A 22,271-nucleotide genomic window follows, 5' to 3' on the forward strand; every position below is an offset into this window, starting at 1 on the left:
TCGGAAGGGGGTCATGGCCAAGCTACGGGCGCGAAGGGCGGCAAGTTTCAGACAAGGGATGTCGGGAATCCGCCCTTCCCCTTGAACCCCTGCGCGTTATGTTCCAAGGATGGCGGGTCACGCGCAATGGGGCGCGGGCGGCGAAAGATGGACTTCCAAAGATGCTGGATCAGGTGATGAAACCGACCGAGGAGATCTCGGTCCGCGATGTGTTCGGGATCGACACCGACATGCGTGTGAAGGGCTTCGCCGACCGCACCGACCGCGTGCCCGAGATCGACCCGACCTACAAGTTCGACCCGGACACGAGCCTCGCGATCCTGGCGGGCTTTGCCTACAACCGCCGGGTCATGATCCAGGGCTATCACGGCACGGGGAAATCCACCCATATCGAGCAGATCGCGGCGCGGCTGAACTGGCCCTGCGTGCGGGTGAACCTGGACAGCCACATCAGCCGGATCGACCTGATCGGCAAGGACGCGATCAAGCTGCGTGACGGCAAGCAGGTGACGGAGTTCCACGAGGGGATCCTGCCATGGGCGCTGCGGAACCCCGTGGCCATCGTCTTCGACGAATACGATGCGGGCCGGGCGGACGTGATGTTCGTGATCCAGCGCGTGCTGGAGCATGACGGGAAGCTGACGCTGCTGGACCAGAACGAGATCATCACGCCGCATCCCTGCTTCCGGCTGTTCGCGACGGCGAACACGGTGGGCCTGGGGGATACGACGGGCCTCTACCACGGGGTCCAGCAGATCAACCAGGCGCAGATGGACCGCTGGAGCCTGGTGGCGACGCTGAACTATCTGAGCCATGACGCGGAAACCGCGATCGTGCTGGCGAAGAACCCGCATTACAACACGGACAAGGGCCGCAAGACGATCAGCCAGATGGTGACCGTGGCCGACCTGACCCGCACGGCGTTCATGAACGGGGACCTGTCCACGGTGATGTCGCCGCGGACCGTGCTGAACTGGGCGCAGAACGCCGAGATCTTCCGCAATGTGGGCTATGCCTTCCGGCTGACCTTCCTGAACAAGTGCGACGAGCTGGAGCGCCAGACCGTGGCCGAGTTCTACCAGCGCTGCTTCGCCGAGGAGCTGCCGGAGAGCGCGGCGAGCATGGCGATGAAGTGATGCAGGGGGCTTGGTTCGTCCGGGCCCTCGCTGTCCTGACCCTGTCCCTGCTTGCCGGATGCGTCGCGCCGGAAGCGTCGGCCCCGTCTGCGGGTGCTTCCGCACCGGACACCGGGTGCCGGGTCACCTATGTGGCAGATGGAGACACGGTACATCTGGCCTGTCCGGGGACGGGTGAAGTCAAGGCACGCCTCTTGGGGTTCGACACGCCGGAAATCTACTCTCCGAAATGCCGCGAGGAACTGACCGCCGGGCAGCAGGCGACGGCTGTCCTGCGGCAAATTTTGCGGTCAGGCCCGATTACAGAAGCCCGGTTCCAAGGTCACGACCGCTATGGACGCGGGCTGGTGCGGCTGGAGGTCGGTGGACAGGATGTGGCCCGGCGGATGATCGCCAGTGGCTATGCCGTGCCCTATTCCGGCGGGCGGCATCCGGACTGGTGCGGGATGCTCTGACGCCCCCGGCCGCAAAGGTTTTCATTCCGCCTTGAAAATGCGCGGTTTTGCGTGCCCAATGCTGAAATGGCGCGCGGTTTGGAAACTCTTCTGGCCGTCCTTGTGCTCGGGGCTTTCCCTGCGGCGGCCGATCCTCTCTTGCGTCAGTTTGCGGTCTGCGCCGGACGGCTTTCAGCAATCATGGAAGACCAGTGGATGTTCGACGGCCCGGCCTCGGAGCGGACGGCGGAAGAGCTTCATGCGATGGTGTCGCTGATCGAGGCCTCGATGCCCGAAGGCGCCGGACGGCAGGTCATGGGCTGGCGGATCGACGCCAAGGTGGCGCAGCGGGCCTTGCTGGCGCAAGTGCGGTTCGGGGGTGACCCGCGGCTGTCGGAAACGGCAGCGGCCAGAGCCGAAGCCCTGGCCGCCGAATGTCGTGCGCTGATCCTCAGCTAAGGCTTAGCCGCGGGCGGCCTTGGTCGCCTTGGCCCACCAGACGACGTCGTCCAGCATCGCCGTGGCGGCGGGAGCAATCGCGCCCTCGATGTCGGCAAGGTTGCCCGAGCCGCCGAAGCCCGAGTGGACCTTGAAGAAGTCCGAGCCGCCAATGCGGACGTTGTTGCGGGTGGGGACCATCTGCAGTTCGACGCCGATGTTCTGCAGGTGACCCAGAGCGTTGGCCGCCCCCATCGAACCGTAGCCGATGGCGCCGAAGGGCTTGCGGGCCCATTCCACGTAAGCCTGGTCCAGCGCGTTCTTCAGCGCGCCGGTGATCGAACGGTTGTACTCGGCGACGACGAAGATGTAGCCGTCGAACTCACCGACCTTCTTCTGCCACTTCTGGGCGACCGGGTTCTGCGAGGGAGCCCAGGCGTTCGAGGCGACTTCGTCGAAGAACGGGAGCGGGAAGTCGCGCAGGTCCACGACCTCGACGTCGATGTCGCCGCGGGCTTCGGCCTGGGCCTTGATCCAGGCGGTGGGAACGTCGGCAAAGCGGGTCGGGCGGGTCGACGACACGATGATCGCGATTTTCGGGTTGGCCATGACAGGGTCCTTGGGTTTGACTTCCGGTCCCCGTTATCTGTGGTTGTGGCCCCCGCTGCCAAGTCCGCGCGACCGCGCCGGTTCTGTGCATTGGCGCACGAGTCAGGGTTCGAAGGAGGGTCCGCCCTCGGCCGCGAGCGCGTCGTACCAGCACATCTTGCCGGTGCCGGTCAGGATTTCGTCCACTTCCTCGCGCGTGGCCGGGATGCCGTCCTCGAAGCTGGGGGCGCGGTAGAAGACGAGTTCCTTGGCAAAGCGGTCGCCGATGGCCTGGGCATCCGCGGGTGTCGATTTCGCGGCGATGAGGCCGGAGAAGAAGACAAGCCAGTCCGCTCGGTTCGCCGCGACCTCGCCCGTCGGGTCGCTTTCGATCTCGCTCACCGCGTAGGCGAGACAGGTGATCGCGCTGTCGAGCGAGAAGTCGGGCAAGGGGTCGACGGGCTGCGCCTGAAGCGGCAGGGCCGTGGCAAGGACAAGGGCGGCGGTCAGGCGCATCGGGGTCTCCATTCCTGGGGGTGATTACCCCGGCCCTGCCCCGCGGCACAGTGGGATTTTCCTGCCCTCGCGTCGCCCCCGGGCTTGCCGCGCCCCCGGCAGGGTGCTTTATCTTGAGCCATGAACAAGCCCACCGACAACCCCGCCGATCCGTTCAAGAAGGCGCTCGCCGAGGCCACCCGCACGATGGCGGATGACCCGGAGATGAGCGTCACCTATTCCGTCGACCCGGCGGGGATGAACAAGGAGGGCGTGCGCCTGCCGCAGGTCTCGCGCCGGATGACGCGGGACGAGGTGTTGCTCGCGCGCGGGACGGCGGATGCCTTTGCGCTGCGGCGGCGGTATCACGACGACGCCGTGGCGGCGCGCTATGCGCCGACGGGGCCGTTGGCGCGGGACATCTACGAGGCGATGGAGAACGCGCGCTGCGAGGCCGTGGGCGCGCGCGACATGCCGGGCACCGCGGGGAACATCGACGCGAAGATCGGGCATGAGGCGGACCGCAAGGGCTATGGCCAGGTGACGGCGGCGTCCGAAGTGCCCTTGCCGGTGGCGGCGGGGTATCTGGTGCGGCAGATGGCGACGGGGCGTGCGCTGCCGAAGTCGGCGGAGCACGCGGCGGACCTGTGGCGCGGGTTCGTCGAGGAGCAGGCGGGGGAGACTTTGTCGAACCTGGACCATGTGCTGGCGGACCAGGCGGCGTTCGCGCGGCTGGCGCGGAAGGTGATTGCAGACCTCGGTTATGGCGACCAGTTGGGGGATGACCCCGACGCGCCCGAGGATGCGGGCGATGACCAGGCCGAGGAGGACCAGGATTCACCGGATTCGGCTGGCGAGGAGCAGGACGAGTCGGAGGAGACCGAAGCGTCTCCCGAACGCTCGCAGGAAGAGCAGCAGGATCAATCCCAGGCGCAGGTCACGATGGAGGACAGCGCCGACATGGAGCAGGGCGACGAGGCGGAATTGCCCGAGGGCGAGGCGCCGCTGGAGCCGCCGCCGCCTGCCCCGCATTCGGATGCGGACCCGAACTATGTCGTGTATACCACTGATTTCGATGAAGAAATCAAAGCCGAGGAATTGGCGGAGCCTGCCGAGCTGGAGCGGCTGCGGGCCTATCTGGACCAGCAGCTGGAGCCGTTGAAGGGCGCGGTCTCGCGGCTGGCGAACAAGCTGCAGCGGCGGTTGCAGGCGCAGCAGAACCGGAGCTGGGAGTTCGACAAGGAGGAGGGCATCCTCGACGCCGGACGTCTGGCGCGGGTGGTGGCGAACCCGACGACTCCTCTGTCCTTCAAGTGGGAGAAGGACACCGAGTTCAGCGATACGGTGGTGACGTTGCTGCTGGACAACTCGGGGTCGATGCGGGGGCGGCCGATCTCCATCGCGGCGATCTGTGCCGATGTGCTGGCGCGGACGCTGGAGCGGTGCAACGTAAAGGTGGAGATCCTGGGGTTCACCACGCGGGCCTGGAAGGGTGGGCAGAGCCGCGAGCGGTGGCTCGCGCAGGGGCGGCCGCAGATGCCGGGGCGGCTGAACGACCTGCGGCACATCATCTACAAGTCGGCGGATGCTCCTTGGCGGCGGGTGCGGCCCAATCTGGGGCTGATGATGAAAGAGGGGCTCCTCAAGGAGAACATCGACGGCGAGGCGCTGGAATGGGCGCATCGGCGGATGCTGGCGCGGCCCGAGCAGCGGAAGATCATGATGGTGATTTCCGACGGGGCGCCGGTGGATGATTCAACTTTGTCGGTCAACCCCGCGAATTACCTGGAGAAACACCTGCGCGACGTGATCGCGATGGTGGAGCGCCGCCGCGCGGTGGAGCTGATCGCGATCGGGATCGGGCATGACGTGACGCGGTACTATCAGCGGGCGGTGACGATCACGGATGTCGAGCAGTTGGCGGGGGCGATGACGGAACAGCTCGCGGCGCTGTTCGAGGTGGACCCGAAGAAGCGCGCCCGTGCGCTGGGGATGCGGCGGGCAAGTTAGGGGGCGTTGCCCCCTCGGCCTGCGGCCTCACCCCCAGGATATTTGGACAAAGATGAAAGGCTGAGGGCATGTTTCAGAGCTTCGAGAGCCATGCGTCGCCGGATCAGGGGCCGCCTCGTCTGGCCGCGCTGCGGAAGCGGTTGGCGGCGATGGGGCTGGCCGGGTTCATCGTGCCTCGGGCTGATGTGCACCAGGGCGAGTACGTGGCCGCGCGGGACGAGCGGCTCCAGTGGCTGACCGGGTTCACCGGGTCGGCGGGGTTCTGCATCGTGTTGCCTGACGTGGCGGGGGTGTTCATCGACGGGCGGTATCGGACGCAGGTGAAGGCTCAGGTCGATCTGGGCGTGTTTACCCCCGTGCCTTGGCCCGAAGTGAAGCCGGGCGACTGGGTGAAGGAGAAGCTGGCGTCGGGTCGGGTGGGGTTCGATCCCTGGTTGCACACGGCGGACGAGGTTGCACGACTTCAGACGGCTCTTGAAGGAACGGGTGTAACCGTCCAGCCGGTCAGCGAAAACCCGGTGGACGCGATCTGGCCGGATCAGCCTGCGGCGCCGTTTGGCAAGGCCTTCGTGCATCCGGTGGAACTGGCGGGGGAAAGCCACGCGTCCAAGCGCTCACGTCTGGCCGAGGGGTTGCGGACGGCGGGGCAGACGGCGGCGGTGATCACGCTGCCGGATTCGCTCTGCTGGCTGTTGAACATCCGGGGAGCCGATGTGCCGAAGAACCCTGTGCTGCATGGGTTCGCGGTGCTGCACGACGATGCGAGGGTCGATCTGTTCGTCAATCCGGCCAAGCTGGACGAAGCCGTGCTGGAGCATCTGGAGGAGAACGTCCTCGTGCATCCGGTGGAGGGGTTCTCCGAGGGGCTGGAGGGGCTGACGGGGCCGGTCCGGGTGGACAAGGCGACGGCGCCGCTGGCGGTGTCGGACATTCTGAAGGGCGCGGGAGTGGAGGTCGCCTGGGGTGACGATCCCTGCCGGTTGCCGAAAGCGTGCAAGAACGCGGCCGAGATCGCGGCCACGCGGGAGGCGCATCTGCGCGACGGGGCGGCGATGGTGGAGTTCCTGCGCTGGCTGGACGAGGCCTCGCCTTCTGGCGGGCTGACCGAGATTTCGGTGGTGCAGGCGCTGGAGGGGTTCCGGCGGGCGACGAATGCGCTGCACGACATCAGCTTCGACACGATCTGCGGGGCGGGGCCGAACGGGGCCATCATGCATTACCGCGTGACGGAGGAGACGAACCGGCCCGTGCAGCAGAACGAGCTGCTGCTGGTTGATTCGGGGGCGCAATACCTGGACGGGACGACGGATATCACGCGCACCGTGGCGGTGGGCGATCCGGGGCAGGAAGCGCGGGAGTGCTATACGCGGGTCCTGCAGGGGCTGATAGCCATCAGCCGGGTGCGGTTTCCGAAGGGGCTGCCGGGGCGGGATATCGACGCGCTCGCGCGGTTCAACCTATGGGTCGCGGGGCAGGACTACGACCATGGGACGGGGCATGGCGTGGGGGCGTTCCTGTCGGTGCATGAGGGGCCGCAGCGGATCAGCCGCATCTCGGAGGTGCCGCTGGAGCCGGGGATGATCCTGTCGAACGAGCCGGGCTATTACCGCGAAGGCGCCTTCGGCATTCGCCTTGAAAACCTGATCGTGGTGCAGGAGGCCCCGGCCCTTGGCGACAACCGGGCGCAGATGTCCTTCGAGACGCTGACCTTCGTGCCCTTCGACCGCCGCCTGATCCTGCGCGAGGAGTTGTCGCCGGGCGAGAAGCGCTGGCTGGATGCCTATCACGCCGAGGTTCTGGAAAAGCTTGCCCCGCGGGTGTCGGGTGCTACCCTTGACTGGTTGAGGAACGCCTGCGCCCCGATCTGAGGAGGCACGAATGGCCCATATCACCATCACTGCGATTTCCGAGCCGGTCACCGTCACGGTGGGCGGGATGACCCTGGGCGAAAGCCACCGGGCGCTGGAGCTGAAGGAGGGGACCTATCCCCCGGTCACCTACGTCCCGCGCGAGGACATCGACATGTCGCGCCTGGTGCGGACGGAGAAGGCGACGACCTGCCCGTGGAAGGGTCAGGCGAGCTATTACTCGGTCCGGACGGACAGCGGGGTCCTGGACAATGCGGTCTGGAGCTACGAGGACCCGATCCCCGACGTGGCGCCGATCGCCGGGCACCTGGCCTTCTATCCCAGCGTGACGGTCACGCGCGGCTAGCGGCTTCCTCACGGATCCGCTGGACCATCGCGCGGACCCCGTTCGAGCGCTGGCTGGAGAGGTGTTCGTTGAGACCAAGGCGGCCGAGTTCGGCGGTGGCATCGATCTTGCCGACCTCGGCCAAGGGCACCCCGGAATAGAGTGCGTGGAGGACGGCGATCAGGCCGCGGACGATCATCGCGTCCGAGTCGCCTTGAAAGTCGAATTTTCCGCCGTCGATCATCGGACGCAGCCAGACCTGGCTGGCGCAGCCCTGCACCTTCAGAGCGGGGACCTTGAAGCTGTCGTCCAAAGGCGGCATCGCCTTGCCCAGTTCGATGACATGGCGGTAGCGGTCTTCCCAGTCGTCGAGGAAGTCGAAGGTTTCGGCGATCTCTTCGAAGGCGGGGGTGGCCATGGGCAGCTCCTTGATGGGGGTGAGGTAAGCCCGCCGAAGCCAAAGGTCCAGACCAGAGAAGCGCTTTTCAAACGCGGTGCCATCGGCTACCCAAGAGGCAGTCGTTCAGGATGCTTGCCCATGCCCGTTTCCCGCCGCTTCGTCGTTCTTGGCCTTGGCCTGGCTCTTGCCGGCTGCGGCGGGTTGCGGGAGAGCCGGTTGAACCCGTTCAACTGGTTCCGCCGGTCCGAGCCGCGCGAGACGATCGTGCTGCCGGGTGAGGAGACCGACCCGCGTGGTCTGGTGGAAACCGTGCTGTCGATGGACGTGGAGCCGATTCCCGGCGGGGCGATCGTGCGCGCACGGGGGCTGACGCCGACGCAGGGCTGGTGGAATGCCGAACTGGTCGGGCGCGATTTCGATGAGAACGGTGTGCTGGTCTATGAGTTCCGGCTGCTGCCGCCCGTCGGGCAGACCGATGTCAACACCCAGCGGTCGCGCGAGATCGACGTGGCGATCTATATCTCGGACATCAAGCTGGCCAACGTGCGCGAGATTGTCGTGCAGGGTGCCTCCAACGCGCGGTCGGCGCGGCGCTAGGGCCGATTTCTTCGAAGAAATCGATGCGGAGCCTTTGAAGGCTCCGGTCCGGACTTTTGGAAAAGTCCGGAGGCTAGAGGTGGACGACGCGGACCTCGTTGCCCTTGGCGGATAGCGCGATCTCGCCCTTGCAGAGGCGCATCGCATCGTCGCCGAAGGCCTCGCGGCGCCAGCCGTTGAGGGCGGGCACATCGCGGTCGCCGGCGGCGATCTGGTCGAGTTCGGACGATGAGGCGATCAGGCGGGGGGCGACGCCGAGGGATTCGGACTTGGCCTTGAGCAGCACGCGGAGGAGGTCGGCCAGTGCCGGGTTGACCTGCATCTGTTCCCGCGAGTGGTCGATTTTCGGCATGTCCTCGGGCTTCATCTCGAGCCCCTCCTTCACCGCGGCGAGGATGCCATCGGCGATCTCGGGCTTGCGGCCTTCGCGCAGAAGAAGGCGGGAGCGGCCCAGTTCCTCGGCCGTGGTGGGCCGGGTCGAGGCAAGCTCGAGGAGCGCGTCGTCCTTCATCACGCGGGAGCGGGGGACGTTCTGCGCCTGGGCGTAGGATTCGCGGAACTTCGCCAAGGCCTTCACGACGGCCAGGAAGCGGCCCGATGTGGTGCGGGTCTTGATGCGCTGCCAGGCTTCGTCCGGGTTCACCGTATAGGTGGCGGGGTCGGTGAGGAGCGATAGTTCCTCGGCCACCCAGTCCGCGCGGCCGTTCTTCCGGAGTTGCGCGGCGAGGAATTCGTAGATCACCCGGAGGTGGGTGACATCGGCAATGGCGTAGTCCTTCTGCGCTTCGGACAGGGGACGGCGCGACCAGTCGGTGAAGCGCGAGGTCTTGTCGAGGTTGGCCTTGGCGATGCGCTTGACGAGCGTCTCGTAGCCCACCTGCTCGCCAAAGCCGCAGACCATTGCGGCGACCTGGGTGTCGAAGAGGGGCTTCGGGAAGACTCCGCCTTCAACGAAGAAGATCTCCAGGTCCTGGCGGGCGGCGTGGAAGACCTTGACGGTCGCCTCGTGGCGGAAGAGGTCGTAGAGCGGTTCCAGCGACATCTCCGGCCCTTCGATCGGGTCGATCAGGACCGCCTCGCCCGCGCCGGGAAGCGCCATCTGGATCAGGCAGAGCTTCGACCAGTAGGTGCGTTCGCGCAGGAATTCGGTGTCGATAGTGACGAAGGGCTGCGATTTGGCGAGCGCGCAGTAGGCGGCAAGGTCTTCGGTGGTGGTGATCGTACGCATCGCTGTCTCTCGCCCGCGGGGTCATCCCGCCCAATACCTGGGTCGCTATAGGCGGAACGGGGGGAAAAGGGAAGAGCGGGGTTGTGGCGGCCCCTGCCCCGTGCCTTGGTGTCGCTTTGGCGGAGGGTCGGATGCGGGGTTTGTGGCTGGGGCTGGGGGGGCTGTTCCTGGGGCTGGGGCTTCTGGGCGTGGTGCTGCCGGTGCTGCCGACGACGCCCTTTCTGCTGTTGGCCGCGGGTTGTTTCGCGCGGTCCTCGCCCCGGTTGCATGGCTGGCTTCTGGCGCATCCCCTGTTCGGCCCGCCGATCCGGGACTGGGAGGAGAACGGGGCGATCTCGCGCAAGGCAAAGCGGCTTGCCTTGGGCAGCATGGCGGCGGTGTTGCTCGTCTCGGTGGTGGCCGGCCTGTCCTGGAAGGTGCTGCTGGCGCAGGCGGTGCTGATCGCGGTCGGCGGCGCCTTCATCCTGACGCGGCCGGATGGGCGGTCAGAGTAGGACGGGCCTGCAGTCGCCTGCGACGAAGCGGCGAAGGACCTGGGGGTAAAGCCTGTGTTCTTGGGCAAGGACGCGGGCGGCGAGGCTGTCCTCAGTGTCGCCGGGCAGAACCGGGACGCGGGCCTGTCCGAGGATCGGCCCTGCGTCGAGGTCAGCAGTAACCTCGTGGACCGTGCAGCCCGCCTCCTGGTCGCCTGCAGCAAGCGCGCGGGCATGGGTGTGGAGCCCGGGGTATTTCGGCAAGAGCGAGGGATGGATGTTGAGCATCTTCCCTTCATAGCGCCGGATGAAGCCCGGGGTCAGGATGCGCATGAAGCCCGCGAGGCAGAGGATGTCGGGCTGGGTGGCATCGATCCTTTCGGCCAACGCGGTCTCGAAGGCCTCGCGGTCGCGGCCATAGGGGCGGTGATCTACGGCGGCGATGGGGATGCCTTGGGCTGCGGCCTTCTCAAGCCCCTTAGCGGCGGGGTCGTTCGAGGCGACGAGAACCGGGCGGGCGTAACCGCCCTCCGCCATGTCGCGGAGAAGCGTCAGCATGTTCGAGCCACCCCCGGAAATCAGGATGGCGACGCGTTTCACAGAAGCTTGCCCTTGTAGACGACCCCCTGCCCTTCCACGATGCGGCCAAGGCGGGTGACGGTCTCGCCCTCGGCCTGAAGCAGGTCGGTCAGGGCGTCCGCGCGGTCTTCGGCGACGACAAGGATCATGCCGATGCCGCAGTTGAAAGTCTTCAGCAGTTCAGGTTCCGACATGTTCGCGGTGGTGGCGAGCCAGCGGAAGACCGGGGGCAGCGTCCACGCACCAAGGTCGATCTCGCAGGCGAGCCCGTCCGGCAAAACGCGCGGGGGGTTCTCGGTCAGGCCACCGCCGGTGATGTGGGCCAGGCCGTGCACCCCGCCCGCGCGGACGGCGGCGAGGGCCTGTTTCACATAGAGCCGGGTGGGGGTCAGGAGGGCCTCGCCGAGGCTGCCTTCGGAGAAGGGCGAGGCGGCGTCCCAGCCGAGGCCCGAGAGTTCCACCACCTTGCGGACGAAGCTGTAACCGTTCGAATGGACGCCGGAGGAGGCGAGGCCGAGGAGAACGTCGCCCTTCTGCACGTCGCGCGGCAGATCCTGCCCGCGCTCCATCGCGCCGACGGCGAAGCCGGCGAGGTCGAAGTCGCCCTTGTGATACATGCCGGGCATCTCGGCCGTCTCGCCGCCGATCAGCGCGCAGCCGCTGTCGGCGCAGCCCTTGGCGATGCCGGTGATGATGCGGGTGGCTTCCTCGACCTCAAGCTTGCCCGTGGCGAAGTAGTCGAGGAAGAACAAGGGCTCCGCGCCCTGGCAGACGAGGTCGTTGACGCACATGGCGACGAGGTCGATGCCGATGGTATCCACGTGGCCGGTGTCGATGGCGATGCGCAACTTGGTGCCGACGCCGTCGGTGGCGGCAACGAGGATCGGGTCCTGGTAGCCCGCGCCTTTCAGGTCGAACAGCGCGCCGAAGCCGCCGAGGCCGCCCATCACGCCGGGGCGGCTGGTGGATTTGGCCGCGGGCTTGATCCGGTCGACGAGGGCGTTCCCGGCGTCGATATCCACGCCCGCATCGGCATAGGTCAGCCCGTTGTGGCCCTTGCTCATCTGCCTGTCCCTCTTGCCGGATTCGGTCTGGCGACCGCATAGACGATTGGCCGCAAGGGTGCAACGAGGCCCGCTTGACCGCCCGGCCCGTTCTGCTAGGCAGGGCAGGCTACGGGCCTGTAGCTCAATTGGTTAGAGCAGGGCGCTCATAACGCCTTGGTTGGGGGTTCGAGTCCCTCCGGGCCTACCATTCCCTAGAGGTTCGGGTAGATCGGGAAGGTCTGGCAGAGCGCCTCGACCTCGGCCTTGACCTTGGCCTCGACGGCGGCGTTGCCGTCTTCGCCGTTCTTCGCAAGGCCGTCGACGACCTCGATGATCCAGCGGGCGATCTGGCGGAATTCGGGCTCACCGAAGCCGCGGGTGGTGCCGGCGGGGGTGCCGAGGCGGACGCCCGAGGTGATCGTGGGCTTTTCGGTATCGAAGGGGATGCCGTTCTTGTTGCAGGTGATGTGGGCGCGGCCGAGGGCCTTCTCGGTGGCGTTCCCTTTCACGCCCTTCGGGCGCAGGTCCACCAGCATCAGATGCGTGTCGGTGCCGCCGGTGACGATGTCGAGGCCGCCCTTCATGAGTTCATCCGCCAGCGCCTGGGCGTTCTTGATGACCTGGGCCTGGTAGGTCTTGAACTCCGGCCGCAGCGCCTCGCCGAAGGCCACGGCCTTGGCGGCGATCACGTGCATGAGGGGGCCGCCCTGGATGCCCGGGAAGATGGCCGAGTTGACCTTCTTGGCGATGTCCTCGTCGTTCGTCAGGATCATCCCGCCCCGCGGACCGCGGAGGGTCTTGTGGGTCGTGGTGGTGGCGACATGGGCATGCGGGAAGGGGCTTGGGTAGAGGCCAGCCGCGACGAGACCCGCGAAGTGGGCCATGTCGACGAGGAGGTAGGCGCCGACACTGTCGGCGATTTCGCGCATGCGCTTGAAGTCGATGACGCGCGGGATGGCCGAGCCGCCGGCGATGATGAGCTTCGGCTTGTGCTCGGTGGCCAGTTCCTGGACCTGGTCGTAGTTCAGCTCCAAGTCCTGCTTGCGGACGCCGTACTGGACCGCGTGGAACCACTTGCCCGACTGGTTCGGCGCGGCGCCGTGGGTCAGGTGGCCGCCGGCGTCGAGGCTCATGCCCAGGATGGTGTCGCCGGGCTTCAGGAGCGCCTGGAACACGCCCTGGTTCGCCTGGGAGCCGGAGTTCGGCTGGACGTTGGCGAAAGAGCAGCCGAAGAGCTTGCAGGCCCGGTCGATGGCGAGGTTTTCCGCCACGTCGACGAACTGGCAGCCGCCGTAGTAGCGCTTGCCCGGGTAGCCCTCGGCATACTTGTTGGTCATGACGGAGCCCTGGGCTTCCATCACGGCGCGGGAGACGATGTTCTCGCTGGCGATCAGCTCGATCTCATGCCGCTGGCGGCCAAGCTCCTGCGTCACCGCCCCGAACAGCTCGGGGTCGCGCGAGGACAGGGGTTCGGTGAAGAAACCGGTGTCGCGGTGGGGGGCATTCATGGGCAGGCTCCTATGGGTCAGCCGGTCCAGCCAAGGCCGGAGGCGATGCAGGTCATCGATTGCATGAGGGGGACGGTGGTGCCGCCGGTGCCCTGGCGGGACTGGCGGAGAAGGTCGATCTGCAGGCGGTTCAGCCGGTCGAGCTGCGGGCGCAGGTCTTCGCAGCGGGCCTGCATCTTCGGGAAACGAAGGCCAAGCGATGTGCCAGTGATGTCGCGGAGAGAGGCGAGCGCGGCGGAGTGTTCGGCCTGGATGCGGGACAGGATCGGGGTGCGGATGGCCTCGTCCTCGACCAGGGCGGCGTAGGCCTCGGCGATGTCCATGTCGGTCAGCATCAGCGACTTTTCCACCTCGTCCACCATCAGCCGGAAGAGCGGGTGGCGGGTGTACATGTCCGAGAGGAGCCGGTCGGCGGCGGGGCCGCGCACCTGGCGCAGCGCCCGGATGGCCGAGCCGAAGCCGTACCAGCCGGTGATCATGTGGCGGTTCTGCGACCAGGCGAAGACCCAGGGGATCGCCCTGAGGTCGCCCAAGCTGCGCGCGCCGAAGCGGCGGGCGGGGCGGGAGCCGATCTTGAGCATCGCCAGTTCCTCGACCGGGCTCGCCTGCTGGAAGTAGTCGAGGAAGCCCGGCATCTGGAGGAGGCTGACGTAGGCGGTCTGCGAGAGGCCAGCCAGAGCCTCCAGCGCGTCGATGTGTTCTGGGTCGGCGGCGGGTTGCACGCGGACCGGAAGGTGGCTCAGGACCGAAGAGGCCAGGAGTTCCAGCTGGTTCTGGGCGGTGCCCCGGTTGGCGTATTTGGAGGAAACGACCTCACCCTGTTCGGTGATCCTCAGCCGCCCCTGCACGGTGCCGACGGGCTGAGCGGCGATGGCGCGGCCGGTGGGGGCGCCGCCGCGGCTGACCGATCCCCCGCGACCGTGGAAGAAGACGGGGCGCAGGCGGTGGCGGGCGAGCGACTGGGTCAGGCGGCGTTGGGCCTTGTCGAGCTCCCAGGTCGAACAGAGGAAACCGCCGTCCTTGTTGCTGTCGGAATAGCCGAGCATCACCTCGACCGTCCCGTCGCGGGAGCGGAGGGAGCGTTCGGCGAGGGCGACCTTGAGGACCGCATCGAAGACCTCGGGCGCGCGGCGGAGGTCGTCGATGGTCTCGAACAGCGGGACGACCTGGAGGTCCAGCTTTTCCGCCCCGAAACCGGCGTGGCGGGCAAGGAGGTAGACGCCGAGGATGTCGTCGGCGGTGCGGGTCATCGACAGGATGAAGGGGCCGATGGCCTCGGGGTCCTCGGACATGCGGGCCTGGCGCATGAGGGCGAGGAGGTCTAGGAGTTCGCGCGCTTCGGGGCTTAGGCGGGCGCGGTCGGCATGGGATAGGTCTGGGCGCGAGAGGTCTTCGCGCAGGCGGCGGGACCAGTCGGGGGTGCCGTAGGATGGGGCCTCGCCGGTGAGCGACCAGAGCTCGGCGATGACGGCGGTGGTGACGGTGGAGTTCTGCCGGACGTCGAGCGTGTGGGTGCGGAAGCCGAAGACCTCGGCCTGCCAGCGGAGCGGCGTGATGTAGCGGGCGGCGAGGCGGTCTGCACCTATGGTGTGAAGACCGTCCTCCAAGGTACGAAGATCGTTCAGGAAATGGCTGACCGATGCATAGCCCCCCGCCCCGCCTTCGATCATCGCGCGGAGGCGGTCGCCGATGGCGGTCAGCGCCTGGCGGAAGAGCTCACCCGGGTGGCGGGTGGCGAGGGATTGCGCGCGGGAGGTGGCGGCGGTGATGCGGTCGATGCGTTCGGTCAGGTCGGCCGGGAAGGCGACGATCCGGGCGGTGACGCTGAGCCGCGCGGCGGCGGTGGTCACGGCGTCGAGGTAGCGCGCCAGGATCGCGTGGCGCGACCGGGCCAGCGCGTCACGGGTGGTCTCAGCGGTGACGTTCGGGTTGCCGTCGCGGTCACCGCCGATCCAGGAATGGAAGCGGATGCAGGGGGTTGCAGGCAGACCTTCGCCGAAGCGGGCGGTGGTGGCGGTGACGAAGCGGTCAAAGACCTGGGGGACGGCGTCGTAGAGCGCGTCGCGGAAGAACTGGAGGCCCCATTCGATTTCGTCCGAGAGGCGGGGGCGTTCGATGCGCAGCTCGCCCGTCATCCAGAGCAGGTCGATCTCGGACTCGATGTCGGCGAAGATGTCGTCGCGCTCGCGCGGGGTCCAGCGCTGGGTTTCCAACGAGACGAGGAGCCGGTAGATGCGGCGGTGGATTTCCAGGACGGTGACGCGCTTCGCCTCGGTCGGGTGGGCGGTGAGCGTGGGGCCGACCGAGAGGCGGGTGGAAAGCTGGGCGAACTCCTCGCGGGTCATGGAGGGGTCGAGGGCAGTCAGCGCGGCCGCGAAAGAGCCTTCGACGGCCTGGAGACCTTCGGCGGCTTCGACCATGCGACGGGCGCGCATGGCGGCGTTTTCGTCAATGATCTTCGTCAGTTGAAACCAGATGTTCACAGCCTGCATCAAGGCGATTGCCTGGTGACCCGAGGGGTATGGTGCGTCCGGGTCCTGCGCCGTCTGCAGGACATTCGGCGCGCGGCGCTGGATGACGTTGACCCAAAGGCGGCGGAGGTCACTGCGCAGGGTGGCGACATAGGCGTCCTGGTCGTCGGCGGCGGCCGGATCGGTGAGCAGGGGCGCGGCGAGCATGTCAGGCCACCCGGTCGCGGGGGGTGCGGCCGTCGAAGAAGGCGGTGAGGTTTTCGAGGACGCGGAAGCCCATCGCCTCACGCGTTTCCCGCGTGGCCGAGCCGAGGTGGGGGAGAAGGACGAGGTTGTCGGCGTTCAGAAGCGCGTCGGGGACGGAGGGCTCGCGTTCGAAGACGTCGAGGCCCGCGCCCGCGATGGTGCCGAACCACAGGGATTGCGCGAGGGCGTGTTCGTCAACGACCTCTCCCCGGGCGGTGTTGATGAGGAAGGCCGATGGTTTCATCAGGTCGAGGCGCCGGGCGTTGATCAGGTGGCGGTTCGCCGCGCCGCCGGGACAGTGGAGCGAAACGAAGTCGCACTGGGGCAAGAGGTCCTCGATGGTCGGGACCTGGGTGGCGTTGTAGCGGGCCAGGACCTCGGCCGGGACCGGGGAGCGGTTCTGGACCACGATCCGCATGCCGAAGCCGAAATGGGCGCGCTGCGCCATCGCCTGACCGATGCGGCCGAAGCCGATGATGCCCAGCGTCGCGCCGGAGACCTTGGTGCCGATCAGGTGCGTCGGGCGCCAGCCGGTCCAGCGGCCCTCACGCAGTTCGCGCTCACCCTCCCCCGCCCTCCGGGCGACCATGAGGAGAAGCGTCATCGCGATGTCGGCGGTGCATTCGGACAGGACGTCGGGCGTGTTGGTGACGGCGATCCCGCGCGCCTTGGCGGCCTGGGTGTCAATGTGCGAGAAGCCCACGCCGTAGTTGGCGAGGATCTTCGTCTTGGGGGTTCCCGCCTCGAAGACCGTGGCGGGAAGCTTGTCGGTGACGGTGGGGAGGATGGCGTCGTAGCGGGTCATCGCCTCGCGGAAGTCGGCCTCGGTCAGCGGTTTGTCCGCCTGGTTGAGGTCGACGTCGAAGTTCGCGGCCATCTGCGCCTCGACCGCTTCAGGCCAGCGCCGGGTGACCAGGACCTTGGGCTTGTTCATCATCCTCCCCTCCCCTTCTTTCGCTTACGCGGCGCGCTTGGCCATCACGCGGGCCACGGTTTCGCCGATGACCGAGGGGTTTTCGGCCACCGTCACACCGGCGGCGGTCAGGATTTCCACCTTCTCGGACGCGCTTTCGCCGAAGGCCGAGATGATCGCGCCCGCGTGGCCCATCGTGCGGCCCTTGGGCGCGGTCAGGCCCGCGATGTAGGCGATGACGGGCTTCGTCATGTGGTTCTGGATGTATTCGGCGGCTTCGGCCTCCTGCGGGCCGCCGATTTCGCCGATCATGCAGACGATGTGCGTGTCGGGGTCGGCCTCGAACCGCTCCAGGATGTCGCGGAAGGAGGAGCCGTTGATCGGGTCGCCACCGATGCCGACGGAGGTGGAAACCCCGATGCCCCGGTCCTTCAGCTGCTGGGCGGCCTCATAGCCGAGGGTGCCCGAGCGGCTGACGATGCCCACGTTGCCCTGCAGGTAGATGTGGCCAGGCATGATCCCCAGAAGCGCCTTGCCGGGGCTGATGGTGCCCGCGCAGTTCGGACCGGTCAGCACCATGCGGCGTTCGCGGGGGTAGCGCATCATGTAACGCTTCACGCGGATCATGTCCTGCGCCGGGATGCCGTCGGTGATGCAGACGCAGTAGCGGATGCCCCCATCGGCGGCTTCCATGATCGAGTCGGCCGCGAAGGGCGGCGGCACGAAGACGAGCGAGGTGTCGCAGCTGGTCGCCTCCACCGCCTCTTTCATCGTGTTGAAGACCGGGATGCCCATGACGGTCTCGCCACCCTTGCCCGGGACGACGCCCGCGACGACGTTGGTGCCGTAGTCGAGCATTTCCTTGGTGTGGAACTGCGCCATGCGGCCGGTGATGCCCTGCACGACGACGCGGCTGGAACGGTCGAGAAAGATGCTCATTACACGGCCCTCATCAGTTGCTTGCGGTCGTTCTTCCAGGCGATCACGGCGCGCTCGGCGGCCTCCATCAGCGTGTTGGCGCGGATGATCGGCAGGCCGGATTGCGCGAGGATCTTCTGGCCTTCCTCGACATTGGTGCCCGAGAGGCGGACGATCACGGGCACGTCGACGGGTTCGGCGCGAAGGGCCTGGACGACGCCCTCGGCCACCCAGTCGCAGCGGTTGATGCCGGCGAAGATGTTGACCAGCACCGCCTGGACGTTCTTGTCGGACATGACCAGGCGGAAGGCCTTGGCCACGCGTTCTGGGGTCGCGCCGCCGCCGATGTCGAGGAAGTTGGCGGGTTCGCCCCCGGCCAGCTTGATCGTGTCCATCGTGGCCATCGCCAGGCCCGCGCCGTTGACGATGCAGCCGATGTTGCCCGAAAGGCCGATGTAGGCGAGGCCGCGGTCGGCAGCGCGGGCTTCGCGCGGGTCTTCCTGGGACTTGTCCCGCAGTTCCGCGATCTGCGGGTGGCGGAACAGCGCGTTGGTGTCGAAGGTCATCTTCGCGTCCAAAGCGAGGATGCGGTTGTCGGCGGTGACGACCAGCGGGTTGATTTCGACCATCGTCGCGTCAAGGTCGCGGAAGGCACGGTAGCAGCCCTGCAGCGTGCGGACCATCTGCTGGGTAAGTGCTGCCGGGATGCCCAGTTTGAAGGCGATCTCGCGGGCCTGGAATTCCTGCAAACCCACGGCGGGCTCGATCGAGGAGCGGACGATCGAGTCGGGGCGCGAGGCCGAGATTTCCTCGATCTCCATCCCGCCCTCGGAGGAAGCGACGATCATCACCCGCTGCGAGGACCGGTCAAGGACGAAGCCCAGGTAGATTTCACGATTGAAATCAACGGCCTGCTCGACGTAGACGCGGTAGATGCCCTTGCCTTCGGCGCCGGTCTGGTGGGTCACGATCTTGCGGCCGAACATGCCTTCGGTCGCTTCCTGGATCTCGTGCTCGGACTTGCAGAGCTTGACGCCCCCCGCCTTGCCGCGGCCCCCGGCGTGGACCTGGGCCTTGACGATCCAGCGGTCGCCCCCCAGTTCCCGCGCCCGGTAGGCCGCCTGTTCGGGGCTGTAGGCGAGCGCGCCCGCGGGCACGGTGACGCCGAATTTGGCAAGGATTTCCTTGGCCTGGTATTCGTGAATGTCCATTCGTTCCTCCCGTTATTCGGCAGCGATGGCAGCGGCGTAGTGGGTTTCCAGCGCCTTCAGCGCCTTGCCCACATCCACGTTCGCGCCCATCGCGTTCATCTCGGCGGCGAAGCGCGTCACGATGTCGGTGATCGCGGCCTCCGACAGTTGGTTCAGGATGCCGATGCGGACCTGAACGGGTTCAGAGAGCGTCGGCCAGATGCCAAAGCCCTTGGCGCGGGCGTTGGCGACCAGCTCCTTCTCACGCCCCGCCAGGGCGCCCGGCAGGTTCAGGACGACGAGGCTGGTCATGTTCGACGTGACCTCGCAGCCAAGCGCCTGCACGGCGGCGCGCAGGGCGGCCTCGTGGTGGGCGTAGTCGGCGGCCTTCTGCGCCTTGCCGTGCTGCAGGTTGATCCGCAGCGCCTCGTGGAAGGCGGCGACGGCGTAGCCGGAATGGGTGCGGTGGTAGGTGCCCGCCGCGGTGTCCTTGCCGTCGACGATGCCCCAGTGGCGGGCCTCGAAGATCGGGTTGTGGACGTAGGAGTAGCAGCCGTTCGCGCGCAGGTGGGCGATGTAGCGGTCGGAGAAGCTGACCGGAGCATAGGTCAGCGGCAGGCAGAGGACGCCCTTCTGCGGGCAGGACGCCCAGGCGGCGACGCCGGGGAAGTCGTCGATGGCGAAGTCCTCGATCCCGAGGGAGGAGACCGCGTCGACGAGGCCCATGACATTGTGCTTGAGGCAGGCGTCGGAGAAGCCCTTGATGTCGTTGATGCGGCCCGAGCCGGTTTCCCAATGCGCCATCGTGGCCCACATCGGCTTGTGTTCGGCCAGCGCCTTTTCGATGATCTCGGCGGTGACCGACTGGCCGTGCGGGACCTGGATGACGGTCACGTTCGCGGGCTTGGGGTCAAGGGAGTTCGCCTTCAGGTCCTCACGCGTGGCGGCGCGGGTGCGGACGGTCAGGGCGTCGATGCCCGAGAAGGTGCCGTTGACGAAGCAGACCACCGTGTCGCCCGGCAGGATGGCCGAGAAGAGCGCGTCGAGCCCGCTCCACCCCGTGCCGGCGACGCCGAAGGTGTAGGTGTTCTTCGTGCCCCAGACCTTGCGGAGCATGTGCTTGCATTCGACCATCCCGCGCAGGACGTCGGCCTGCATGTGGTCCGAGAGGCCCGCGTTGGCGAAAGCGGCCAGCACGCGCGCATCGGTATTGCCGGGACCGGGGCCAGCGGCCAGGGTCTCTGGAATGGAAAGTTGCGGGAAAAGTTCGGTGTCGGTCATGCGGCGCCCCTCCCAAGGCCTTCATGGATGTGGACTGTCGTCGTGGGGCGGGTGACGCTTCCGGGTGCAGCGGAAGAAAGTGTCGGCCCTGCCGTGGACTTGGTCCTTGCCGCACAGGAAAGAGGCAATCGACAAAGGTCACAACATTCCTATATCCTGCTTTTGGACTTCTATACGGGCGGGTAAATACCCACCCGAAAAGGTGGGAATACGGTTGTATACCGAAAATTACCCACCCGTTCGGGTAGGGGGAGGGGGTTTGATGGCGCTTTGGGACGATCAGCAAAAGATGGTAGCGGTAACGCTGATGCTGGGGGATGCGAACCCGCTGATGCTGACGGCGATGTCCGAGATCTTCGAGAAGGACCGGCGATTCTCGCTTGTCGCGACGGCCGCGACGGCCGAGGGCTTCCTTGGCATGGTCATGCGGATGCCCGTCCAGGTGGGGGTGATCGACTGGAACCTGCCCGCGCTTGGCGGGGCGCGGCTGATCGACGTTCTGCGCACCCAGACCAACGCGCCGCGGCTGGTGGTCTATGCCGAGGATACCGGAGATATCCCCAGGAAGGCGATGGCGGCGGGGGCGGCGGGCTTCGTCTCACGTTCCGAATCAGTGGATCGCCTCTTGGACACCTGCGCGGCGGTCGCGAAGGGGCAGATGGTGTTCCCTTTCCTGGACGTGCGCGGGCTGAAGCAGGACCCGATCGAGTCGCTTTCCCCGCGCGAAAGGAATCTGTTGGAGGCGCTGTCTAAGGGCCTTACCAACCGCGAATTGTCGAAGGAATTGGGGATCAGCGAGAACACGGTGAAGTTCCACCTGTCGAACCTGTTCGAGAAGCTGGACGTGAAGAACCGGGCGCAGGCGATCGCGTTTTTCTACGCCAATCGCGCCTCGCGTGGCGAAATGTGATGCATTTTCGGGCTTGACGCGGGGGGGCGGCGTCGGGGATGGGTAGGGCGGGTGCAGCTCCTACTTCCTTTGGCAGGAGCCCAAACATGTCTTTCCACGTCATCACGCAGGCCCCCGCGCGCCTGAACCGCAGCGAGCTGGCCGTTCCGGGCAGCGCCCCCCAGATGTTCGAGAAGGCCGCCGCGTCGGATGCGGATGTGATCTTCCTCGACCTCGAGGACGCCGTCGCGCCGGACGACAAGGCGCAGGCGCGCAAGAACATCATCAAGGCGCTGAACGAGCTCGACTGGGGCAAGAAGACCATGTCGGTGCGGATCAACGGGCTTGATACGCATTACATGTACCGCGACGTGGTGGATGTGGTGGAGCAGGCGGGCGAGCGGCTGGACCTGATCATGATCCCGAAGGTCGGCACCGCGGCGGATGTCTATGCGGTCGACATGATGGTCACGCAGATCGAGGACGCGAAGGGTTACAAGAAGCGGATCGGCTTCGAGCACATCATCGAGACGGCGCTGGGGATGCAGAACGTCACCGAGATCGCCGGCGCGTCGAAGCGGAATGAGAGCCTGCATTTCGGGGTGGCGGACTATGCGGCCTCGACCCGGGCGCGGACGACGATCATCGGGGGCGTGAACCCGGATTATTCGGTGCTGACCGACAAGCTGGAGGATGGCAGCCGCGCGGTTCACTGGGGCGACATGTGGCACTATGCGCTGGCCCGGATGGTGGTGGCGGCGCGGGCGAACGGGCTGCGGCCGGTGGACGGGCCGTTTGGGGACTTCTCGGACCCCGACGGCTACCGGGCGGCGGCAAAGCGGGCGGCGGTGCTGGGGTGTGAGGGGAAGTGGGCGATCCACCCGTCGCAGATTGCCCTTGCCAACGAGGTGATGAGCCCGTCGGAGGCCGAGGTCACCCGGGCGAAGCGGATCCTGGAGGCGATGGAGAAGGCGGCGGCCGAGGGCAAGGGGGCCGTGTCGCTGGACGGGCGGCTGATCGATTACGCGTCGATCCGGCAGGCCGAGGTGCTGGTCCAGAAGGCGAAGCAGATCGCCGGGGCCTGAACCTGTCCACGCAGGGCAGCTTTACAGCCTTTGGAAAATCAAGGGGTTGACTGTGGGCGTTTACTACCGGTCAACCCTCGGCGTGGGGCGGAAAGGCAAGCGCACCGCCCCCCTTCACCATCTGGCGCCTTCCAAGCCGGACCCGGGGCCGTC

At 67.0% G+C, this 22,271-nt stretch carries 22 protein-coding genes and 1 tRNA gene; 11 read left to right on the forward strand and 12 right to left on the reverse strand.

Annotated elements, in window-relative coordinates; all coding sequences use genetic code 11:
- Positions 1-161: 161 nt before the first annotated feature.
- From cobS to ACE3Q6_RS07445, 3 genes are all read left to right on the forward strand, one after another.
- Entirely contained in the window at positions 162-1,136 is a 975-nt protein-coding gene (gene cobS / locus ACE3Q6_RS07435) for a cobaltochelatase subunit CobS (protein WP_374430306.1), read from the forward strand.
- Between the two features lie 131 nt (positions 1,137-1,267).
- The gene (locus ACE3Q6_RS07440; RefSeq protein ID WP_374430308.1) at positions 1,268-1,591 is read left to right on the forward strand and encodes a thermonuclease family protein; all 324 of its coding nucleotides are present in this window, start codon (positions 1,268-1,270) and stop codon (positions 1,589-1,591) included.
- Between the two features lie 66 nt (positions 1,592-1,657).
- Positions 1,658-2,029, forward strand: coding sequence for a hypothetical protein (locus ACE3Q6_RS07445; RefSeq protein ID WP_374430310.1), 372 nt, complete (start codon positions 1,658-1,660; stop codon positions 2,027-2,029).
- 3 nt (positions 2,030-2,032) lie between these two features.
- Here the strand turns inward: ACE3Q6_RS07445 and ACE3Q6_RS07450 are convergent, their stop codons facing one another.
- Together ACE3Q6_RS07450 and ACE3Q6_RS07455 are read right to left on the reverse strand one after the other, a co-directional pair.
- Entirely contained in the window at positions 2,033-2,617 is a 585-nt protein-coding gene (locus tag ACE3Q6_RS07450) for an NADPH-dependent FMN reductase (protein ID WP_374430312.1), read from the reverse strand.
- Between the two features lie 102 nt (positions 2,618-2,719).
- A complete protein-coding gene (locus tag ACE3Q6_RS07455) occupies positions 2,720-3,112 on the reverse strand; it encodes a hypothetical protein (protein ID WP_374430314.1) in 393 nt (130 codons plus the stop codon).
- A 120-nt stretch (positions 3,113-3,232) separates the two neighbouring features.
- On the opposite strand from ACE3Q6_RS07455, the gene cobT reads away from it, so the two are divergent.
- The 3 genes from cobT to ACE3Q6_RS07470 all read left to right on the forward strand — a co-directional run bounded on the left by cobT (position 3,233) and on the right by ACE3Q6_RS07470 (position 7,315).
- Complete coding sequence (gene cobT, locus ACE3Q6_RS07460; protein ID WP_374430316.1) at positions 3,233-5,101, forward strand: cobaltochelatase subunit CobT; 1,869 nt, start codon at positions 3,233-3,235, stop codon at positions 5,099-5,101.
- Between the two features lie 68 nt (positions 5,102-5,169).
- The gene (locus ACE3Q6_RS07465) at positions 5,170-6,969 is read left to right on the forward strand and encodes an aminopeptidase P family protein (protein WP_374430320.1); all 1,800 of its coding nucleotides are present in this window, start codon (positions 5,170-5,172) and stop codon (positions 6,967-6,969) included.
- 10 nt (positions 6,970-6,979) lie between these two features.
- Positions 6,980-7,315, forward strand: coding sequence for a DUF427 domain-containing protein (locus tag ACE3Q6_RS07470; protein WP_374430322.1), 336 nt, complete (start codon positions 6,980-6,982; stop codon positions 7,313-7,315).
- Here the strand turns inward: ACE3Q6_RS07470 and ACE3Q6_RS07475 are convergent.
- The gene (locus ACE3Q6_RS07475; RefSeq protein ID WP_374430325.1) at positions 7,302-7,712 is read right to left on the reverse strand and encodes a SufE family protein; all 411 of its coding nucleotides are present in this window, start codon (positions 7,710-7,712) and stop codon (positions 7,302-7,304) included. The two genes, ACE3Q6_RS07470 and ACE3Q6_RS07475, sit on opposite strands and share 14 nt — an antisense overlap.
- Positions 7,713-7,832: 120 nt before the next feature.
- On the opposite strand from ACE3Q6_RS07475, the gene ACE3Q6_RS07480 reads away from it, so the two are divergent.
- Positions 7,833-8,291: a hypothetical protein gene (locus ACE3Q6_RS07480; protein WP_374430326.1), complete on the forward strand. Its 459-nt coding sequence runs from the start codon at positions 7,833-7,835 to the stop codon at positions 8,289-8,291.
- A gap of 73 nt (positions 8,292-8,364) precedes the next feature.
- On the opposite strand, the gene rnd is transcribed toward ACE3Q6_RS07480, so the two are convergent.
- On the reverse strand, positions 8,365-9,519 hold the full coding sequence (gene rnd / locus ACE3Q6_RS07485) for a ribonuclease D (protein ID WP_374430330.1): 1,155 nt from the start codon (positions 9,517-9,519) through the stop codon (positions 8,365-8,367).
- A 131-nt stretch (positions 9,520-9,650) separates the two neighbouring features.
- Between rnd and ACE3Q6_RS07490 the strand changes: the two genes are divergently transcribed.
- Entirely contained in the window at positions 9,651-10,013 is a 363-nt protein-coding gene (locus ACE3Q6_RS07490) for a YbaN family protein (protein WP_374430333.1), read from the forward strand.
- Here ACE3Q6_RS07490 and purN read toward each other — a convergent pair.
- Together purN and purM are read right to left on the reverse strand one after the other, a co-directional pair.
- Positions 10,005-10,592: a phosphoribosylglycinamide formyltransferase gene (purN, locus tag ACE3Q6_RS07495; protein ID WP_374430335.1), complete on the reverse strand. Its 588-nt coding sequence runs from the start codon at positions 10,590-10,592 to the stop codon at positions 10,005-10,007. The two genes, ACE3Q6_RS07490 and purN, sit on opposite strands and share 9 nt — an antisense overlap.
- The gene (gene purM, locus ACE3Q6_RS07500) at positions 10,589-11,635 is read right to left on the reverse strand and encodes a phosphoribosylformylglycinamidine cyclo-ligase (RefSeq protein WP_374430340.1); all 1,047 of its coding nucleotides are present in this window, start codon (positions 11,633-11,635) and stop codon (positions 10,589-10,591) included. Before purM ends, purN begins: the two co-directional genes overlap by 4 nt.
- A 113-nt stretch (positions 11,636-11,748) precedes the next feature.
- On the opposite strand from purM, the gene ACE3Q6_RS07505 reads away from it, so the two are divergent.
- Positions 11,749-11,825 (forward strand) — tRNA-Ile (locus tag ACE3Q6_RS07505).
- Positions 11,826-11,829: 4 nt separating this feature from the next.
- Here ACE3Q6_RS07505 and glyA read toward each other — a convergent pair.
- From glyA to ACE3Q6_RS07535, 6 genes are read right to left on the reverse strand one after another with little or no spacing between them, the layout of a single operon-like run.
- Positions 11,830-13,125 (reverse strand): serine hydroxymethyltransferase, encoded by a 1,296-nt coding sequence (glyA, locus tag ACE3Q6_RS07510; protein ID WP_374430346.1) that lies wholly within the window; start codon positions 13,123-13,125, stop codon positions 11,830-11,832.
- 17 nt (positions 13,126-13,142) lie between these two features.
- Positions 13,143-15,803 (reverse strand): phosphoenolpyruvate carboxylase, encoded by a 2,661-nt coding sequence (locus tag ACE3Q6_RS07515; RefSeq protein WP_374430351.1) that lies wholly within the window; start codon positions 15,801-15,803, stop codon positions 13,143-13,145.
- 1 nt (position 15,804) lies between these two features.
- Positions 15,805-16,776 carry a 2-hydroxyacid dehydrogenase gene (locus tag ACE3Q6_RS07520; RefSeq protein WP_374430354.1) on the reverse strand — a complete coding sequence of 324 codons (972 nt, stop codon included), beginning with the start codon at positions 16,774-16,776 and terminating at the stop codon, positions 15,805-15,807.
- Positions 16,777-16,800: 24 nt separating this feature from the next.
- Positions 16,801-17,694 carry a succinate--CoA ligase subunit alpha gene (gene sucD / locus ACE3Q6_RS07525; RefSeq protein ID WP_374430356.1) on the reverse strand — a complete coding sequence of 298 codons (894 nt, stop codon included), beginning with the start codon at positions 17,692-17,694 and terminating at the stop codon, positions 16,801-16,803.
- Complete coding sequence (locus ACE3Q6_RS07530; RefSeq protein WP_374430358.1) at positions 17,694-18,884, reverse strand: malate--CoA ligase subunit beta; 1,191 nt, start codon at positions 18,882-18,884, stop codon at positions 17,694-17,696. Before ACE3Q6_RS07530 ends, sucD begins: the two co-directional genes overlap by 1 nt.
- Before the next feature lie 12 nt (positions 18,885-18,896).
- Entirely contained in the window at positions 18,897-20,144 is a 1,248-nt protein-coding gene (locus ACE3Q6_RS07535; RefSeq protein ID WP_374430360.1) for an aminotransferase, read from the reverse strand.
- A 307-nt stretch (positions 20,145-20,451) separates the two neighbouring features.
- Between ACE3Q6_RS07535 and ACE3Q6_RS07540 the strand changes: the two genes are divergently transcribed.
- Both ACE3Q6_RS07540 and ACE3Q6_RS07545 read left to right on the forward strand, forming a co-directional pair.
- Complete coding sequence (locus tag ACE3Q6_RS07540; RefSeq protein ID WP_374430415.1) at positions 20,452-21,054, forward strand: LuxR C-terminal-related transcriptional regulator; 603 nt, start codon at positions 20,452-20,454, stop codon at positions 21,052-21,054.
- A gap of 86 nt (positions 21,055-21,140) precedes the next feature.
- Positions 21,141-22,118 carry a CoA ester lyase gene (locus tag ACE3Q6_RS07545; protein ID WP_374430362.1) on the forward strand — a complete coding sequence of 326 codons (978 nt, stop codon included), beginning with the start codon at positions 21,141-21,143 and terminating at the stop codon, positions 22,116-22,118.
- The last annotated feature ends 153 nt before the right edge of the window (positions 22,119-22,271 follow it).

Source organism: Tabrizicola sp. (assembly GCF_041913445.1).
Taxonomy (GTDB): Bacteria; Pseudomonadota; Alphaproteobacteria; order Rhodobacterales; family Rhodobacteraceae; genus Tabrizicola.

Bases quoted from the DNA above. Each gene is read 5' to 3' on its own strand.
- ACE3Q6_RS07520 (WP_374430354.1), bottom strand. From the start codon at position 16,776: ATGAACAAGCCCAAGGTCCTGGTCACCCGGCGCTGGCCTGAAGCGGTC.
- cobS (WP_374430306.1), top strand. From the start codon at position 162: ATGCTGGATCAGGTGATGAAACCGACCGAGGAGATCTCGGTCCGCGAT.
- ACE3Q6_RS07480 (WP_374430326.1), top strand. From the start codon at position 7,833: ATGCCCGTTTCCCGCCGCTTCGTCGTTCTTGGCCTTGGCCTGGCTCTT.
- ACE3Q6_RS07455 (WP_374430314.1), bottom strand. From the start codon at position 3,112: ATGCGCCTGACCGCCGCCCTTGTCCTTGCCACGGCCCTGCCGCTTCAG.
- ACE3Q6_RS07545 (WP_374430362.1), top strand. From the start codon at position 21,141: ATGTCTTTCCACGTCATCACGCAGGCCCCCGCGCGCCTGAACCGCAGC.
- ACE3Q6_RS07535 (WP_374430360.1), bottom strand. From the start codon at position 20,144: ATGACCGACACCGAACTTTTCCCGCAACTTTCCATTCCAGAGACCCTG.
- ACE3Q6_RS07450 (WP_374430312.1), bottom strand. From the start codon at position 2,617: ATGGCCAACCCGAAAATCGCGATCATCGTGTCGTCGACCCGCCCGACC.
- ACE3Q6_RS07490 (WP_374430333.1), top strand. From the start codon at position 9,651: ATGCGGGGTTTGTGGCTGGGGCTGGGGGGGCTGTTCCTGGGGCTGGGG.
- ACE3Q6_RS07445 (WP_374430310.1), top strand. From the start codon at position 1,658: ATGGCGCGCGGTTTGGAAACTCTTCTGGCCGTCCTTGTGCTCGGGGCT.
- ACE3Q6_RS07465 (WP_374430320.1), top strand. From the start codon at position 5,170: ATGTTTCAGAGCTTCGAGAGCCATGCGTCGCCGGATCAGGGGCCGCCT.
- glyA (WP_374430346.1), bottom strand. From the start codon at position 13,125: ATGAATGCCCCCCACCGCGACACCGGTTTCTTCACCGAACCCCTGTCC.
- ACE3Q6_RS07530 (WP_374430358.1), bottom strand. From the start codon at position 18,884: ATGGACATTCACGAATACCAGGCCAAGGAAATCCTTGCCAAATTCGGC.
- sucD (WP_374430356.1), bottom strand. From the start codon at position 17,694: ATGAGCATCTTTCTCGACCGTTCCAGCCGCGTCGTCGTGCAGGGCATC.
- rnd (WP_374430330.1), bottom strand. From the start codon at position 9,519: ATGCGTACGATCACCACCACCGAAGACCTTGCCGCCTACTGCGCGCTC.
- ACE3Q6_RS07540 (WP_374430415.1), top strand. From the start codon at position 20,452: ATGCTGGGGGATGCGAACCCGCTGATGCTGACGGCGATGTCCGAGATC.
- ACE3Q6_RS07475 (WP_374430325.1), bottom strand. From the start codon at position 7,712: ATGGCCACCCCCGCCTTCGAAGAGATCGCCGAAACCTTCGACTTCCTC.
- ACE3Q6_RS07470 (WP_374430322.1), top strand. From the start codon at position 6,980: ATGGCCCATATCACCATCACTGCGATTTCCGAGCCGGTCACCGTCACG.
- cobT (WP_374430316.1), top strand. From the start codon at position 3,233: ATGAACAAGCCCACCGACAACCCCGCCGATCCGTTCAAGAAGGCGCTC.
- purM (WP_374430340.1), bottom strand. From the start codon at position 11,635: ATGAGCAAGGGCCACAACGGGCTGACCTATGCCGATGCGGGCGTGGAT.
- ACE3Q6_RS07515 (WP_374430351.1), bottom strand. From the start codon at position 15,803: ATGCTCGCCGCGCCCCTGCTCACCGATCCGGCCGCCGCCGACGACCAG.